The 14629-nt window shown below is 64.0% G+C and carries 15 protein-coding genes; 6 read left to right on the top strand and 9 right to left on the bottom strand.

Features of this window, described 5'->3' with window-relative positions; all coding sequences use genetic code 11:
• The first annotated feature begins 17 nt into the window (after positions 1-17).
• The 3 genes from P0Y43_RS19605 to arfB all read left to right on the top strand — a co-directional run bounded on the left by P0Y43_RS19605 (position 18) and on the right by arfB (position 2224).
• A complete protein-coding gene (locus tag P0Y43_RS19605; RefSeq protein ID WP_275638917.1) occupies positions 18-1022 on the top strand; it encodes a threonine ammonia-lyase in 1005 nt (334 codons plus the stop codon).
• The gene (locus P0Y43_RS19600) at positions 1019-1696 is read left to right on the top strand and encodes a helix-turn-helix transcriptional regulator (RefSeq protein WP_275638916.1); all 678 of its coding nucleotides are present in this window, start codon (positions 1019-1021) and stop codon (positions 1694-1696) included. The genes P0Y43_RS19605 and P0Y43_RS19600 overlap by 4 nt, the downstream gene beginning before the upstream one ends.
• A gap of 114 nt (positions 1697-1810) precedes the next feature.
• Positions 1811-2224: an alternative ribosome rescue aminoacyl-tRNA hydrolase ArfB gene (gene arfB / locus P0Y43_RS19595; protein WP_275638915.1), complete on the top strand. Its 414-nt coding sequence runs from the start codon at positions 1811-1813 to the stop codon at positions 2222-2224.
• Positions 2225-2403: 179 nt separating this feature from the next.
• Here the strand turns inward: arfB and P0Y43_RS19590 are convergent, their stop codons facing one another.
• Positions 2404-2817 carry a bleomycin resistance protein gene (locus P0Y43_RS19590; RefSeq protein ID WP_275639024.1) on the bottom strand — a complete coding sequence of 138 codons (414 nt, stop codon included), beginning with the start codon at positions 2815-2817 and terminating at the stop codon, positions 2404-2406.
• Positions 2818-2897: 80 nt separating this feature from the next.
• The gene (locus P0Y43_RS27100; RefSeq protein WP_430540263.1) at positions 2898-2993 is read right to left on the bottom strand and encodes an isochorismatase family protein; all 96 of its coding nucleotides are present in this window, start codon (positions 2991-2993) and stop codon (positions 2898-2900) included.
• A gap of 99 nt (positions 2994-3092) precedes the next feature.
• Between P0Y43_RS27100 and P0Y43_RS19585 the strand changes: the two genes are divergently transcribed.
• Complete coding sequence (locus P0Y43_RS19585) at positions 3093-3563, top strand: hypothetical protein (RefSeq protein WP_275638914.1); 471 nt, start codon at positions 3093-3095, stop codon at positions 3561-3563.
• A 119-nt stretch (positions 3564-3682) separates the two neighbouring features.
• Here P0Y43_RS19585 and P0Y43_RS19580 read toward each other — a convergent pair whose 3' ends face one another.
• Entirely contained in the window at positions 3683-4120 is a 438-nt protein-coding gene (locus tag P0Y43_RS19580) for a hypothetical protein (RefSeq protein ID WP_275638913.1), read from the bottom strand.
• Positions 4121-4251: 131 nt separating this feature from the next.
• Between P0Y43_RS19580 and P0Y43_RS19575 the strand changes: the two genes are divergently transcribed.
• Entirely contained in the window at positions 4252-6417 is a 2166-nt protein-coding gene (locus tag P0Y43_RS19575; protein ID WP_275638912.1) for a methyl-accepting chemotaxis protein, read from the top strand.
• A gap of 10 nt (positions 6418-6427) precedes the next feature.
• On the opposite strand, the gene P0Y43_RS19570 is transcribed toward P0Y43_RS19575, so the two are convergent.
• Positions 6428-7756 carry a serine hydrolase domain-containing protein gene (locus tag P0Y43_RS19570; protein ID WP_275638911.1) on the bottom strand — a complete coding sequence of 443 codons (1329 nt, stop codon included), beginning with the start codon at positions 7754-7756 and terminating at the stop codon, positions 6428-6430.
• A 120-nt stretch (positions 7757-7876) separates the two neighbouring features.
• Between P0Y43_RS19570 and P0Y43_RS19565 the strand changes: the two genes are divergently transcribed.
• A complete protein-coding gene (locus P0Y43_RS19565) occupies positions 7877-8779 on the top strand; it encodes a LysR substrate-binding domain-containing protein (RefSeq protein ID WP_275638910.1) in 903 nt (300 codons plus the stop codon).
• Here the strand turns inward: P0Y43_RS19565 and P0Y43_RS19560 are convergent.
• The 5 genes from P0Y43_RS19560 to P0Y43_RS19540 all read right to left on the bottom strand — a co-directional run bounded on the left by P0Y43_RS19560 (position 8776) and on the right by P0Y43_RS19540 (position 14627).
• Complete coding sequence (locus P0Y43_RS19560; RefSeq protein ID WP_275639023.1) at positions 8776-9492, bottom strand: TraX family protein; 717 nt, start codon at positions 9490-9492, stop codon at positions 8776-8778. The two genes, P0Y43_RS19565 and P0Y43_RS19560, sit on opposite strands and share 4 nt — an antisense overlap.
• Positions 9489-10580, bottom strand: coding sequence for a metal-dependent hydrolase (locus P0Y43_RS19555; RefSeq protein ID WP_275638909.1), 1092 nt, complete (start codon positions 10578-10580; stop codon positions 9489-9491). Before P0Y43_RS19555 ends, P0Y43_RS19560 begins: the two co-directional genes overlap by 4 nt.
• A 108-nt stretch (positions 10581-10688) precedes the next feature.
• The gene (locus tag P0Y43_RS19550) at positions 10689-11939 is read right to left on the bottom strand and encodes an OprD family porin (RefSeq protein ID WP_275638908.1); all 1251 of its coding nucleotides are present in this window, start codon (positions 11937-11939) and stop codon (positions 10689-10691) included.
• Positions 11936-13162 carry a benzoate/H(+) symporter BenE family transporter gene (locus P0Y43_RS19545; protein WP_275638907.1) on the bottom strand — a complete coding sequence of 409 codons (1227 nt, stop codon included), beginning with the start codon at positions 13160-13162 and terminating at the stop codon, positions 11936-11938. Before P0Y43_RS19545 ends, P0Y43_RS19550 begins: the two co-directional genes overlap by 4 nt.
• A gap of 127 nt (positions 13163-13289) precedes the next feature.
• A complete protein-coding gene (locus tag P0Y43_RS19540; RefSeq protein ID WP_275638906.1) occupies positions 13290-14627 on the bottom strand; it encodes an MFS transporter in 1338 nt (445 codons plus the stop codon).
• Between the last annotated feature and the right edge of the window lie 2 nt (positions 14628-14629).

Raw genomic sequence — 14629 nt, 5'->3', positions numbered from 1 at the left:
CCTTGAGAGTATTTCAAATGAGAGTGCCCACGTTCGCCGACGTCGAGGCCGCAGCATCGAGGCTGCGCCCGCATATCACCCACACACCGTTGCTGCGCAGCCCCGTTCTGGATGCCCAACTTGGCGCGAAACTGCTCATCAAAGCTGAAAGCCTCCAGCTCACGGGGTCTTTCAAAGTCAGAGGGGCCTTTAACCGGCTTTTGATGATGTCGGAAAACGAGCGCAAGCTGGGGGTCGTCGCTTGGTCGGCCGGTAATCACGGACAGGCCCTGGCGTTCGCAGGACAACGTCTTGGCGTTGCGGTGACGATCGTGATGCCCTCCGATGCGCCACGCGCAAAGATTTCGGGCACCCAGCGGTGGGGCGCGAAGGTGGTGTTGTACAACCGGCTCACGGAGAGCAGGGAACAGATCGGCCACGAGATTGCCTCGAAGACGGGGGCGATTATCGTGCCGCCTTTCGACGACCCCGACGTGATTGCAGGGCAGGGTACGGCCTTTCTCGAGGCCCTGCAGGACGCCGAAAAGGCTGGAGAAAAACCAACGATGCTCCTCTGTGGCGCGGGAGGCGGCGGTTTGATTGCGGGCAGCGCCTTGGCTGCCGTTGGCTCAGGACTGGACATACGCTTGCACCCCGTGGAGCCGATCGGTTACGACGACACGGGCCGCTCGCTTGCCGAAGGTCGATTGGTGAGCAACGCTCCGACGGCGCCGTCGATATGCGATGCGCTGCTGACCGTCACGCCGGGGGAAATTCCGTTTGCGATCAACAAACGCTACCTGGGCGCGGGTTATACGGTGAGCGACGACGAGGTGCGTGAGGCGATGCGCGTTGCATTGCAGGAACTCAAGATCGTCGCCGAGCCAGGCGGGGCCGCGTGCTTGGCCGCTGCGTTGTCTCGACCGGAGCTTGTTCGAGGACATACCGTCGTTGTCATCGTATCGGGTGGGAACCTGGATCTCTCTTCACTGGCCTCTATCGTTGCCGCTCCGACTTCGGATGCGCGGGAGGTGACGCGATGAGCAAGAACGATGATGGCCTGGACGTTCGATTGCGCCCCTATTACCCCATCGCGACGGCGATCGCCGGGTTGTTCCATCCGCAAGTGGAAGTGGTGATCCATGACCTCGAGACCACCAAGATAGCGTTCATCGCCAACCCGATTTCAAAGCGCAAGATCGGCGACTCGTCGCTTGGCGATCAATTTCCAGAGGCGGCGTTGAATAAAGACGTGATCGGCCCCTATCGGAAAGTCAATCGTGATGGGCGCAACCTGCGCAGCATGTCGGCGGTGATCCGCGATGTGCAAGAGAAACCCATCGCTGTTCTTTGTATCAACTTCGACGTCTCTCGACTCGAGGGGCTCGCAGAGCAGATCAAGGCGCTTGCATTCCTCCCGGGCTCGCTTGAACCCCACGCACCATTTTTCCATGACAACTGGCGTCAAGCGTTGGATAGAGCAGTGGAGGAGCATGAGTCCGGCTCTGGAATGCCGATCAAGACTATGGATACCGAGCAGCGAGTGCTGTTCATCCGACGGCTCGAGCTTCAAGGCCTGCTCAATGTGCGCAACGCTCCGTCAGTGGTGGCGGAAAAAATGGGAATATCGCGTGCGGCGCTCTACAAGCACTTGAAGGCGATTCGCAAGGGGGAGGAGCCTGCTGTGGCGGCGGTCTCGGAAAGCGCATCGTACTAAGGATGGCCTACCAGGCAAGTGCACTGGTCAGCAATGGTCGACTACTGCGCTCGTTGTGCTATGTGAGAGCGGTGGCGGCTGTGATAATGAGGGGGCAATTACAAGGGCCATGCCATGCTGACCATCTCCAATAGCGTGCATCTGCCGGATGCCGACATCGAACTAACGTACATCCGCGCGCAAGGCGCGGGTGGGCAGAATGTCAACAAGGTGTCCAGCGCCGTGCACCTGCGCTTCGACATCCCGGCCTCGTCGCTGCCCGAGTTTTACAAGGCGCGGTTGCTGGCGCTGCGTGACAGTCGGATCACCGGCGACGGCGTGTTGATCATCAAGGCCCAGCAGTACCGCACCCAGGAGCAGAACCGTGCTGACGCACTGGCGCGTCTCGCCGAATTGATCATCGCTGCCGGCAAGACCGAGAAGAAACGCCGCCCCACCAAGCCGACCCTAGGCTCGAAGACCCGCCGCCTCGAAGGAAAAGCCAGGCGGAGTACTGTCAAGGCGGGGCGGGGCAAGGTGGAGTTCTAGGGAGTGCCAGCAGCTGGTGAACGATAGTTCTGAGCGCCAGTGCGTTAGCCAGCCGATAGGCATATCTGACATAATACGATATTTAACATAATATACATTATGCGAATCTTCGTATGCGGAGCTGGGGGCTCTGGGGGTCAGATTGAAACCACCTACAGCCCTGAAAACCCTCACCACCCTCATGCAGCCTTCGAGCCGAGGCTTTGGTTGAATCGCAACAGATAGCCATCAGGATCAAGCACAAGGAAATTTAGCTGCCCGTGCAAACGATCATTGTCGCGGTACCAGCGCTCCTGGACGGGACTGCGCAACTGATGGCCAGCGTTCTCGATCGCCAGCGACAGGCGCTTGCTGTCCGGACATTCGATGGACAGGTTCATTCCGCGGCCAAAGGGTTGCTCCAGCGGGCCTACGCGCCATGGAGATTCTTCCTCGTAATCTTCCTCAAGCATCAACTGGCTGCCGTGGTAAGAAAGAAAGACAAACTTGTCTTCAGGCCTTTGGTACTCGATTTCAAATCCCAATACCTGGCAGTAGAAATCCAGACTGCGCTGCAGGTCAGAGACGATGAGCTCAGGAATCAGTGGGTTCATTTTCAATGGGCAAATCTCCTTTCAAGTGCTCAACCATGAGGGACAGCCCTGAAAGCATCAAGGATGCCAACCACGCCCAATCATCCATCAGCCGCAGTGTTCGCATGCGCATCATGCGGCAAGACAACCCCGTAACCGTGCGCCAAAGCTGCACGCACCGTCGACGCCACGCACATTTCCGAATGTGGGGCATCAGGTGTTATACAGTGCGCGGCGCTTTGCCACTATGGTGAAGCCGACATCCCAGTTCCAACCACCCCGATCAGGACGATCCTATGAATGCACCCGTGTCGGCCAACAAGATCTACCCCTATGGCCCCAAGATGCTGCTCTTCTACATGGCGCTGGTGTTCTCGGGGGGCTGCGCTTACACCGGCCACCTGATGACCCTCGACAACGATCCAGAGGGGCCGATTGTCATGTACCTCAGTTTGTTCTGTTTCTTCGGCCCATGCATTGGCGGGATTCTGTTCTTCTCGCGGCCCCGCTACATCACCCTCAACCCGGTCGGTTTCTCCGCACCCGCGGGCCGACTTTCTTTGAAACGGGTCGAGATCGGATATGCCGACCTAATCGATGTGCAGAAGATGAGCGATGCCAGCGATCCATGCCTGCTCGTTACTCATCGTGCGGGTAAACTTGCGCTGCCCCTCGTGATGTTGGGCAGACTCGATATCGACGAATTGCAGCGCGACTTGCTGAGCAGGATCAAGGCCGCGCGACCTGCACCGAGCACCCTCACTTAGGCGGTGTAAGCCAACACAGGCGTCCTCTCCCGCATTGCCGATTTACCCGGCGTTACCGATAACTCAATTAAATATTCATTTAGTTGAGTTAGATGCCGTAAGCCCGCGCGCTCACCCCATCAATCCCCACACCGCTCCCCCATACGCCGCAAAGTCCGATAGCGTTCCCCGTCATGGCGCAGCACCACAAAACACGCGCCAGCCCCCGCCACCTGAATATCAGGCCAACCATCCGCCCCTCGGCTTTCTAGAAATTGCGCATGGCCATGCTCGCTGGCCAGCAGTTTCCATTGTCCATCCGCGTGCTGGCTGACCAGGTAGAAGCCCGCCCCCGCACGCCCATAGCAATAAACACTGCCTTCGGTGATCAGCGCGTCGGGTCGACCATCGCCGTTAAGGTCGCGTACGACTTCCATCGTGGGCGGCGAATACGTGCCCGTTTCCTCAATTTCGCATTCCGAGGCGTTTTCGCTGAAGCCGGCGGCGGCAAATGCGTTCAGTTGCTCCGTTCGTGACAGCTCGTCGGCCAGCGCTGCACCAGTAAGCAGGGCAAGCACACACCCACCCCCTATCAATCGTCCTTGCATCTCGTGGTTCGCTCCTGAAAAAAATGGTCCGCGCCGTAGACGGTCTTCGGCCTGCTATTTGCTTTCAAAATGCCATCATGCTGTCGCATATGGAGAATCGGATGTCGCTGTCGAGCAATTCCATGCAGTTGTCTTCTGCTGAAAAGCACTGGCTCCCCTGGTTCGGCAAGACCGGTAAATTGGCCATGCGCTGGGCCTGCGGGCTCAACAAACCGGCCTACCCTGTGATCGAGCAAGTATTCGAATCTATCGCCGACACCCGCGTCAAACTGCTCGATGCCTGGGCAAAAGAGCAATGGGAACACCTCGCCGAACTAGCCGCAGCGATCAGCCCGGACCTCGGGCACCTGACCCCTGCCCTGCTTCAAGACACCCTCGACCAAGCCGAAAGCTTCAGCGAGCTGTTCGTCACCGACCCTGCTGGCACGGTGCTGGCATCGACCTGGATCGCCCATCCGCAGACCCGCCACAACCAACCCAAGGCCCTCGCCCAGGGGCTGCTCGCGCCCTTCCTCCATGGCCCCTACCGCGACCCGCTGACGCTGGAAGTCGGCCCCTCGACCTCGGCCTTCCACGACGAAGTCACGCTGATGTTCTACCAACCGCTGAAAGTCGCCGGCAAAGCCGTCGGCTGCCTCTGCGGGCGAGTGCCCAACGACGTGCTGGGCGACCTGATCCAGCGTGAGGCGGGGCATATCTTCGCCGAATCGGGAGACAACTACCTGTTCATGGTGCAATCGCGCTTCGACCCGTCGATCCAACCGGGCACCGCCCTCTCCCGCTCACGCTTCGAGGACAGCACCTTCACGGGCGGCGACAACCTCAAGAGCGGCGTGCGCACACCGTGGAAGACCGTACGCATCCAGCGCCACACCGAGCTGGAACTGCGCTTCACCGACCCGGCCACGCAACAACTGCACCCCGGCGTGCGCGAGACCATCCGCACAGGCTCCAACCTGTTCGTCACCTACCCCGGTTATTCGGACTACCGGCACATCCCGGTGGTCGGCAAGGGCGTCACCTTCCAGCTGCCGGGCTCGCCCGACCGCTGGGGCATGATGTGCGAGGCCGATCTGGAAGAAGTCTACCGCCGCCGCTCGCTCAGCCACGGCCTGATGAAGCCCTACCTGGCGAGCATGGCCGGGTTGTTCGCCTGCAACTATCTGGTGCAGCACTACAGCGGCCTGCCCCAAGGTTGGACGGACGGCGTGGAAGTGCTGGCCATGCTCGCTTGCGCCACGTTGTTCAGCGCCGTAGGGCCGCGGCGCCTGGCGCGCCGCTTGAACGAAATGACCGAACTGCTGCGCACCATGGCCGAGGGCGAAGGCAACCTGCGCCAGCGCCTGGACATTTCACGCATGGCCAACGACGAGACCGGCGACATGGGCCGCTGGATCAACAGCTTCATCGACAAGCTCGACGGCGTGGTCGGCAATGTGATCAAGGCCAGCGACACCGTCGGCAGGACCAACCAACTCATGCTGCAACGCAGCCGTGGCGCCAACGCCCACTCCAACGCCATGGCCGATGCGGCGCACCACATGATGATCATCGTCGAGGGCCAATTGGGCGAGATCCAGCAGGCGTCGGTCAGCGCCGAACAGATGAAGCAGGCCATGACCGAAGTGGTCGAGCGGGCCCGCGAGCAGTTCCTCTCGGTGCAGGGCGGCACCCAGTCGATTCGCGATGTGGTGGAGCGGGCGTCGAGCAGCGTGCAGATGCTCGACAGCCAGATGGCGCAGATCGGTTCGATCGTCAGCCTGATCAGCGACATCACCAGCCAGACCAACCTGCTGGCCCTGAACGCCGCCATCGAAGCCGCGCGGGCCGGTGAGCACGGTCGTGGTTTTGCCGTGGTGGCCGATGAGGTCCGTTCGCTGGCCGCGCGCACCGCCTCGGCCGCCGACGACATCCGCGCCATGGTCGAAGGCCTGCAGCACGAGACCCGCAGCGCCGTGGCGTTCATGGATGGCGGCGTGCGCAACGTAGACGACAACCTGCGCCTGGCCGAGACCGCTTCGTCGGAGAACGTGCAGTTGCATCAGGCGGTCGAGCAGATCTTCGGCATCATCCAGCAGCTCAACCGCAGCAGCCACGACTGTGGCCGCACGGTCAAGCAGGTGGACCAGTTGTCCCGGGAGATGCACGAGACCGCGGGCGTGCTGCAGAACAGCGCCGAGACCGTGCGCCTGAACACCAGCAAGCTGGACAAGCTGATGAGCCAGTTCGAAGTCAGCGGCGCGGTGGCGCAACGCGGGGCGGCCTGAACGCTTTCGCTTAAGGCTTCGGCGCCAACGCCTGGGCCACGGCATTGACGAACACCGCCTGCTCGTCATACAGCGAGCTGGGCGACTCGGCGTTCTTCCAGGTCGACCACTGCACCACCACCAGGTGTTCGGTCGGGTTGATGGCGATGCTCTGGCCGAAGATGCCCAAGGCCCAGAAGGTCTGTTCGCTGGTGGCGGTGCGCTTCGGTTCGGCGCTGCTGTCCGCAGCCGGCGCGTTGTACCACCACTGGTAGCCGTACTGGCCGTTGGGCGCGAAGTCGGTCACCGAGCCCTTGGCTTGGGTCCAGTGGGTGGAGCGGGCGATCCAGTCGTCGGGCAGCAGCTTCTCGCCGTTGGGCAATTGGCCGCCGCTCTGCACGAACTGGCCGAAGCGGCCCCAGTCGCGCAGGGTGGCGTTGAAACCGTGGCCGCCCATGTCGACCTTGCCGGGCACCAGGGCGTGCCAGACGCCGTCCTGCTGCATGCCGTAGCGGCTCCACAGGCGGCTTTGCAGGTACTGGGCGATGGTCATGCCGGTGGCGTTCTCCAGCACTCGGCCGACCAGCCAGGCGCCACCGGTGTTGTAAGACCAGACCTCACCCGGCTTGACCCCGGGCTTGCGTTTGACCGAGCGCACCAGCTTGAGCACGCAGTCGTACGGGTCTGGCTTGGCTTCGCACTGGGTCATGTGCGAGAAGTCCGAATCCTTCGAGGCGTAGTTCTCGTCCCAGATCACGCCCGAGGTGTGCTGCAACAGTTGGTGCAGGGTCACGTCCTGCCATTCGGAGCCCTTCAGCTCCGGCACGTACAGGCTGATCTTGTCGTCCAGCGACTGGATCTTGCCTTCCTTGATTGCCATGCCCACCAGCACGCTGACCACCGACTTGGCCACCGAACGTGAGGTCCACAGGGTTTGCGGGGTATTGCCCTTGGCGTAGTACTCGTAGGCGACCTTGCCGTCCTTGAGCACCAGCAGACCGGTGACGCTCTGGTTGGCCAGGTAGTCGCTCAGGCCCAGCTGCTGTTTGCCATCGAGGCTGTATCGCACCGTTTCGAGCTTATGGCTGGCCTCGGGCAATGGAGAGGGCTTGGCGCCTTGGGTGGCGAACACGTCGCCCTCGTATTGTCGGTAGGTATTGCGAAAGCCCACCACACGGGTGTCCTGGTCCCAGGTCAGCATGTCCTTGGGCGCCGGCAGCACGCTGTCGAACGGTTGCGGGCATTGCTGCAAGCCCTTGACGCCGCACGGCCCATGGCTGTCGGCGGCATGCGCGGCGGTGGCCAGCGCGAGTACGGAAAGGCCCAGGAGGGTATGTCTTATTGTTGGTCTTGCCAGCATTGCCGGTTCCTCGAATGGCGTGGAAATACGCCACTGGAGTGTCGGAAACTTGAGCCGCGGCGAAAAGAACCATAAATTTACCCCGGCTATTACAAAAACTAACACCGGCGAGGTACCCCCTTGAGCATCGACCGGCTCCCTCCCCTGAACGCCGTGCGCGCCTTCGAGGCCGCCGCGCGCCTGGGCAGCTACGTGGCGGCCTCACAGGCGCTGCATGTCACGCAACCGGCGATCGGGCGCCACGTGAAGAACCTCGAAGACTGGCTTGGCGTGCGCTTGCTCGAACGCACGCCACGTGGCGTCACCCTGACCTTGCCCGGCGCGCACTACTACCAGGCCGCCTCCCAGGCCCTGCAACTACTGGCCGACGCCGGCTCGCGGCTGGCCCGTCGCGACGACGAACGTTGGCTGCGCATCCTCTGCGTGCCGGCCTTCGCCTCGCGCTGGCTGACCCCGCGCATCGACATCCTGCGCAGCCTGCGCCCGGGCCTGAAGATCGCCATCGAGCCCAACGCTTCCTTCACCTCGGTGGACGCGCGCCAGGCCGACCTTGCCGTGGCCTACGGCCTGCCCGGCGAGTTCTCGGGCGTGCGCGAGGTGGTGATCCGGCCCGAGGTATTCGCCGTGTGCTCGCCCGAGTTCCTGGCCAGCCTGCCGCACCGCCCTACCCTCGCCGAGCTGCCGCATTGCCAGTTGATCCATGTCGACGACGGCACGTGGTGGACCAGTTGGTTCGCGGCCAGTGGCATGCGCGTGCAGGTCAAGGCTGACACCTCGCACATCAGCAACGACGTGGTGCTGAACCTGGCCCAGCGGGGGCATGGCATTGCCCTGGCCACCGAGGTGCTGGTCGGCCCTGAACTGCTCGAAGGCAGCCTGGTGCGCTGTGTCGACCATGCGGTGGCGTTGGAAACCTACCAGTTGCTGACGCCGAACCAGGCGCCAAGCGAGGATGCTCTGTGGTTCATGGACTGGTTGTCCAAGTCCTTGCGCCAGGCGTTTCCCGACGCCAGGGTCGATTAGTCGCCGGGCGTTGCTGCCCACAGCAGCAGCCCCTTTATCACCAGCAGGTGCAAGGGATAGAACGCGTAGCCCCAACGCCCCACCGGCGGCACGCGCCAGTGCCCGTAGCGTCGCAGCCGCTCGCCCAGCGGCGGGGCCAGGGCCGCAATGGCGAGCACCGTCAGGGTAAAGGGCTGCCACAGGTGGCCTAGCAGCCAGCTGTTGGTCAGGTTGCCGGCCATCGCCAGCGCACAAGGCAGCAGCCAGAGCGCCCCGCCGCGTTGCAAGGCGAGCAGGCAGGCGGCGGGCAGTAAGACACCAGGCAGGCCGTACATCAGTCGCTCGCCGACCAGCGCTGCCAGCAGCGCCGCCCCCATGCCCAGGTAACGCGCGGGGCGCTGATGTGCGCCCCAGGCGACCAGCAGGCCAAGGGTCAGCGTGAGCATCACATTGAAGGTGTGCGTGGCGTTGTCCAGCCAGCGGTAAGGGGCTTCGGAGATCACCGAAAAGGCCAGCATCCAGGCCAGGTAGCGCGCGTTGCCTGGCGTGAACGGCGCATCCGGACGGCTGCGGGCGACGTTCACGGCAATGGCCAGGCAGAACAGCGGAAACGCCAGGCGCCCGACCACGAACAGGCCATCGGCCGCTGGCCACAAATAACGCAGGTGGTCGACGACCATCGTCAGCATCGCCAGCCACTTGACCAGGTCCAGCCCGGCCGAACGCCCGCTCAGGGGCGAACCTCCACCGGCGTGGCCTGGCCCAGGTAGCGCGCGGTCCAGGCGGCCAGCGGCAAAGGCGGCTGCTGGTCGAGAATGCGCTGCCAGATCAACCTCAGGTCCTGAAGGTTGAACATCGCCCCGACGCCGGCGCCCTGGTACGCCGAAGGCGTGTCGACGCGCCACTGCCCCTGCCCGTCGCGGTGGGCCATGTTGAAGCGGAAGGTGTAGTTGCCCGGGATGCCCATGCGCAAGTCGGTGACCACCAATGTGTCGCCGATCACGTCGTAGCGCAGCCAGTCGCCGGTGAACCAGCGCAGGCGTTCGTGCAACGCATTGCCGGCCAATGGCCGGGCGGCGTCCAGGTTCAGCGACAGGCGCTGCATCTCCGGCGCCTGGCGGTCGAAAGCACTGCTCACCCCCTCGTAGTAGTCGCCGTCCGGTGTCTTGGCCAACACCCGCCATACCAAGCTATTGAAGGCCATCGGCACCGCACGTACCTCGCTGGCGGTGACACCCTGTTGCGCCAGGGCCCCGGCGAAGCGCTGCTCGGCGGCCATGCGCCCAACGAGGCCGAAACCCAGGTAGGCGGTGCTGAACAGTAACGCGGTGGTCAGCAGCGCCACCGCCCTGCCCTTCAGGCCACGCACTGCCGCATAGAGCACGGCGACCAGCAATGGCACGGTATAGACCGGGTCGATGATGAACACCGCCGCCCAGCTTTCCGGGATGCTGGGCAACGGCCAGAACAACTGCGTGCCGTACACGGTGAAGGCATCCAGCAGCGGGTGTGTGACCAGCACCAGCCAGAACGCCACGAACAACCGTGGCCAGCGGTAGCCCTTTTCAGGCCAGTACCTTCGCCCCAGCGCGGCCACCAGCCAGGCCAGCAGCAGGGCCAGGCCGGTGAGCACGAACAGCGAGTGGGAGAAGCCACGGTGGTACGTCATCTGCGACACCGGGTCGGCGTAGCGGATCACCACGTCCAGGTCCGGCAGTGTGCCGAGGGCGGCACCGTAGAGCAGCGATCGCCGCCCCTGGAGGCGGCCCAGCACGGCGCCTTGCAAGGCGGCGCCGAGCACGGCTTGGGTGAGTGAGTCCAAGGTTTGGGTCCCTGTGCAGGTGTTTGCCGGAACCTACCGTGGGTGGAGGGGGCGGCGCAATCCCCGAGAACGACGCCGCCCCTGGGAGCGTGGATCTCGCTGCTGGCGTCAGAACAACTGCCAGGTATACGCCAGGATCAAGCGGTTCTCGTCGATATCACTGCGGTAGTTCGAGCGTGCCATGGCGTTCCTCACGCGAATCCCCAACCCCTTGAGCACCCCGCTCTGCACCGCATAGCCCAGGTCGATGTCGCGCTCGCGGTCACGCCCTTCGAAGCCCTGCCCGGTGTCGACGTTGTCGCCGGTGATGTAGCGCACCGTCGCCGTCAGCCCCGGAATGCCCATGGCCGCGAAGTTGTAGTCGTAGCGCACCTGGTACGAACGCTCGTCGGTGTAGGCGAACTCATAGGTCGGCACCTCGTTGCCCAGTGGCGAGATGTTGGCGAACACCCTTGGGAACGCGCTGTCGCCATACATGCCCTGGTAGCCGACATGGAAACTGTGGCCGCCATGCTTGGCAGTGAGCAAGGAGAAGAACGCCTGGTTGTCGATGCGCCCGAGCAACGCATCGCCCTGCTCGCGGGCGGTGAAATACCCCAGGTTGGCGCTGAGCACCCAGTCGCCCAGCGGCTTGCTGTGCTTGAGGCCGACGAAGCCCTGCTGGTAGATGTCCTCCAGTTGCCCGTACCACAGGCTCGCGCTGGTCTGGTTGCCGTTGAAGGCATAGTCGCCACCCACGTAATTGAAGGCATCGCTATAGGCCTGGCGCATCGGCACGTGGCCGAGCATGGCATTCATCTTGTCGTCGCCACCCTCGTTGCGCAGGTGGGTGCTGGTCAGGTGACCGGCTTGCAGGGTCAGGCCGGCCAGCTCGCTGGAGCTCAGGCTCACGCCCTGATAGGTCGGCGGCAGCAGGCGGATGTCGCTGAAGGTCAGCACCGGCAGGTTCGGCTGCAATTCGCCGAAGCGCAGCTCGGTCTTCGACAGGCGCGCCTTGAAGGTCGGCGCCAGGCGGCTGTACTCGCTGGCGGCGCGACCATCGCCGTGCACCGGCAGCAGGCCGCTGTTGACCCGGTCGGGGCTGCTGTCCAGGCGAATGCCCAAAAGGCCCAGGGCATCCACGCCGAAGCCTACTGGGCCTGGGGTATAGCCGGACTTGAAATCGAGGATGAAGCCCTGGGCCCACTCCTCGGCCTTGGACTGCCGGTTGGCGCCTACGATGTCGGAAAAATCACGGCTGAAGTAGTAGTTGCGGGCGCCGAGGGTGGCCTTGGCATCCTCGAAGAAGCCACCTTCGGCGGCCAGCAATGGTTGGCTGAGCAAGGTCAGGCCTAGGGCGACGCAAGGGGTATGGTTCATTCCGATAGCTCTCTTGATCTTGTTGTTATGGGTGAAGCGTTGGGCGTAGGGGAAAACGGTTGGCGAAAGCGCAGCAGCGCATGGGCAAGCAGGCCGAACAACAAGCCCCAGAACGCCGCCGACAGACCGAGAAAGGACACCCCCGACGCCGTCACCAGGAAGGTGAACAACCCGGCCTCGCGCTCCCGGGGCTCGGCCAGGCTGCGCGCCAGAGCCTCACTGATCGCGCCGTACAGAGCCAGGCCCGCCAGCGCGGCGATCAATGCCGCGGGAAAGGCGGCGAACAGCGCCATCAGGGTCGCCCCGGCAATGCCCAGCAGCAGGTACAACACACCGCCGGCCACTGCCGCCACGTAGCGCCGGCGTGGGTCTTCATGGGCCTCGCGGCCGGTACACAGGCTGGCGGTGACTGCCGCCAGGTTCAGGCCATGGCAACCGAACGGCGCGAGCACGGCGCCGACCAGGGCGCTGGCACCGATCAGCGGGCTGGCCGCGGTGGCGTAACCGGCGTTGCGCAGCACCGCCATGCCGGGCATGAACTGCCCGGTCAGCGCCACCAGCACCAACGGCAGCGCCAGGCTGAACAACGCCGGCACGCTGAATTGCGGAGTGACCCACTGCGGCGAGGCCAGCTCCAGCACCAGCGCTTCGCTGCGCAGTTGCCCGCTGACCACGGTGACCAGCGCCCCGATCAGCAGCACTGCGGCCACCGCGTAGCGGGGGCGGAACCGGCGCATCAACAGGTAACCGGTGAACATCGCCAGCACCAGTACGGGTTGCACCGGCAAGGCGCGGAACAGCTCGGCGCCGAAGCTGAACAGGATGCCGGCCTGCATGCCGGCGGCGATCGAGCCTGGCAACCGGGCGATGATGCGGTCGAAGGCGCCGCTGACACCGATCGCCAGCAGCACCAGGTTGGCCATCAGGTAGGCGCCCACCGCCTGTTCCAGGCCGACCTGGGGCAAGGCGCTGACCAACAGCGCCGAGCCTGGGATCGACCAGGCGATCACCACCGGCACCCGGTAGCGCAGGCTGAGCACGATGCCCAGTACGGCGCTGCCCACCGACACCGCCCAGACCCACGACGACAGCTGGGCATGGGACAGCTCGGCAGCCTCGGCGGCGTGGAAGATGATCACCAAGGGGCCGGCGTAGGAGATCACGGTGGCCAGCAGGCCGGCCAGGATGGCGGACAGCGAGCTGTCCTGGAACAGGGTTTTCATAGGGCCTCGACGTCGGGGGATGGCAAGGGCTGCGCCCTTGATCGCTGGGCGAGACCACGCCCGCAGGCACCCGCCGTTCAGCAGAGCGGCAAGGTACCTTTGGGCGCGGGCTGGCCCCGCGATGAGGTCACACCGCGGAAGTGGCTACGGACTGGCGTCGGCCGCTGACCAGGTGCACGGCCATCGCCAGCGCGGCCACCGCGCCGGGGATGGCGAAGGCGATGAAGTTCAGTTGCAGCGGCAGGTTGATACCCATCAGCGCCCCGCCCAGCAGCGGGCCGACGATGGCCCCGTTGCGGCCGACACCCGAGGCCCAGCCAAGGCCGGTGGAGCGCACCGACAGCCCGTACAGCTGCGCGGCCCCCGCATACAGCAGGATCTGCGTGCCGATGGTGGTGGCGCCGGCGATGAAGATCAGCAGGTACAACACTGGCATCGGGCTGTTCACCCCCAGCAAGCTGATCGACAACGCTGCGGCGAGGAAGAACGCGACCTTGACCTTGACCAGGTTGTAGCGGTCACCCAACCAGCCGCCCAGGATCGCCCCGGCCATGCCGCCGAAGTTCAGCGCCAACAGGAACGACAGGCTCGAACCCAGGCTGTAGCCGGCGTTGGCCATCAACTTGGGCAGCCAGGAACTGAGTGCGTAGACCATCAGCAGGCAGCAGAAGAACGCCAGCCACAGGGCCAGGGTGCGAGTGGCCAGGCCGTTGCGGAACAGGGCCGAGACCGAGGCGGCCTTGTCACGGGACGCGCCGGCTCCCACGACGGCTTGCAACGTGTCGGAGGGCTGGATGTCGCAGGTCGGGTCCAGGCGCTTGAGCAGCGTGCGCGCATCGTCCTGGCGGCCTTGGCGTACCAGGAAACCGATGGACTCAGGCAGGTGATAGAGGATCACCGGCAGCAGCAACAGCGGCACCGCCGCGGCGAAGAACATCGATTCCCAACCGAAACGCGGCAGCATGTAGATACCGATACCCGCCGAGAGCATGCCGCCCAGCGAATAGCCGCTGAACATGATCGCCACCAGGGTGCTGCGCAGGCGCTTGGGCGCGTATTCGTTCATCAGTGCCACGGCATTGGGCATCAAGCCGCCGCAGCCGAGCCCGGCGAAGAAGCGATAGATACCGAACTCACTGGGGCTGCTGGCGAAGCCGTTGAGGATGGTGGCGGTGGAGAACAGCGCAAAGCAGATGGCGATGCCCTTCTTGCGCCCGATACGGTCGGCCAGGCTGCCGAACGCCAGGGCGCCGAACATCATGCCGAACAGCGCGTAGCTGCCCAGCGCGCCGGCTTGCAGCGGGGTCAGGCCCCATTCCTTCATGATCACCGGCAGCACCACGCCGTAGATGAACAGGTCGTAGCCGTCGAAGATCAGCAGCAGGCCGCACAAGGCCATGATCATCCAGTGAAACGGGGTGAAGCGTGCGTTATCGATGATCGGGTGTATGTCGAGTGTTCGCATGG

Origin of the sequence: Pseudomonas entomophila, from assembly GCF_029193575.1 — a bacterium.
Lineage (GTDB): Bacteria > Pseudomonadota > Gammaproteobacteria > Pseudomonadales > Pseudomonadaceae > Aquipseudomonas > Aquipseudomonas entomophila_G.
This window is presented reverse-complemented; position numbering and strand designations above follow the sequence as displayed.

What these genes read in the sequence shown, in the direction of transcription:
- P0Y43_RS19605 (WP_275638917.1), top strand. Translation starts at nt 18, where the DNA reads ATGAGAGTGCCCACGTTCGCCGACGTCGAGGCCGCAGCATCGAGGCTG.
- P0Y43_RS19600 (WP_275638916.1), top strand. Translation starts at nt 1,019, where the DNA reads ATGAGCAAGAACGATGATGGCCTGGACGTTCGATTGCGCCCCTATTAC.
- arfB (WP_275638915.1), top strand. Translation starts at nt 1,811, where the DNA reads ATGCTGACCATCTCCAATAGCGTGCATCTGCCGGATGCCGACATCGAA.
- P0Y43_RS19590 (WP_275639024.1), bottom strand. Translation starts at nt 2,817, where the DNA reads ATGAACCCACTGATTCCTGAGCTCATCGTCTCTGACCTGCAGCGCAGT.
- P0Y43_RS27100 (WP_430540263.1), bottom strand. Translation starts at nt 2,993, where the DNA reads ATGTGCGTGGCGTCGACGGTGCGTGCAGCTTTGGCGCACGGTTACGGG.
- P0Y43_RS19585 (WP_275638914.1), top strand. Translation starts at nt 3,093, where the DNA reads ATGAATGCACCCGTGTCGGCCAACAAGATCTACCCCTATGGCCCCAAG.
- P0Y43_RS19575 (WP_275638912.1), top strand. Translation starts at nt 4,252, where the DNA reads ATGTCGCTGTCGAGCAATTCCATGCAGTTGTCTTCTGCTGAAAAGCAC.
- P0Y43_RS19570 (WP_275638911.1), bottom strand. Translation starts at nt 7,756, where the DNA reads ATGCTGGCAAGACCAACAATAAGACATACCCTCCTGGGCCTTTCCGTA.
- P0Y43_RS19550 (WP_275638908.1), bottom strand. Translation starts at nt 11,939, where the DNA reads ATGAACCATACCCCTTGCGTCGCCCTAGGCCTGACCTTGCTCAGCCAA.
- P0Y43_RS19545 (WP_275638907.1), bottom strand. Translation starts at nt 13,162, where the DNA reads ATGAAAACCCTGTTCCAGGACAGCTCGCTGTCCGCCATCCTGGCCGGC.
- P0Y43_RS19540 (WP_275638906.1), bottom strand. Translation starts at nt 14,627, where the DNA reads ATGCGAACACTCGACATACACCCGATCATCGATAACGCACGCTTCACC.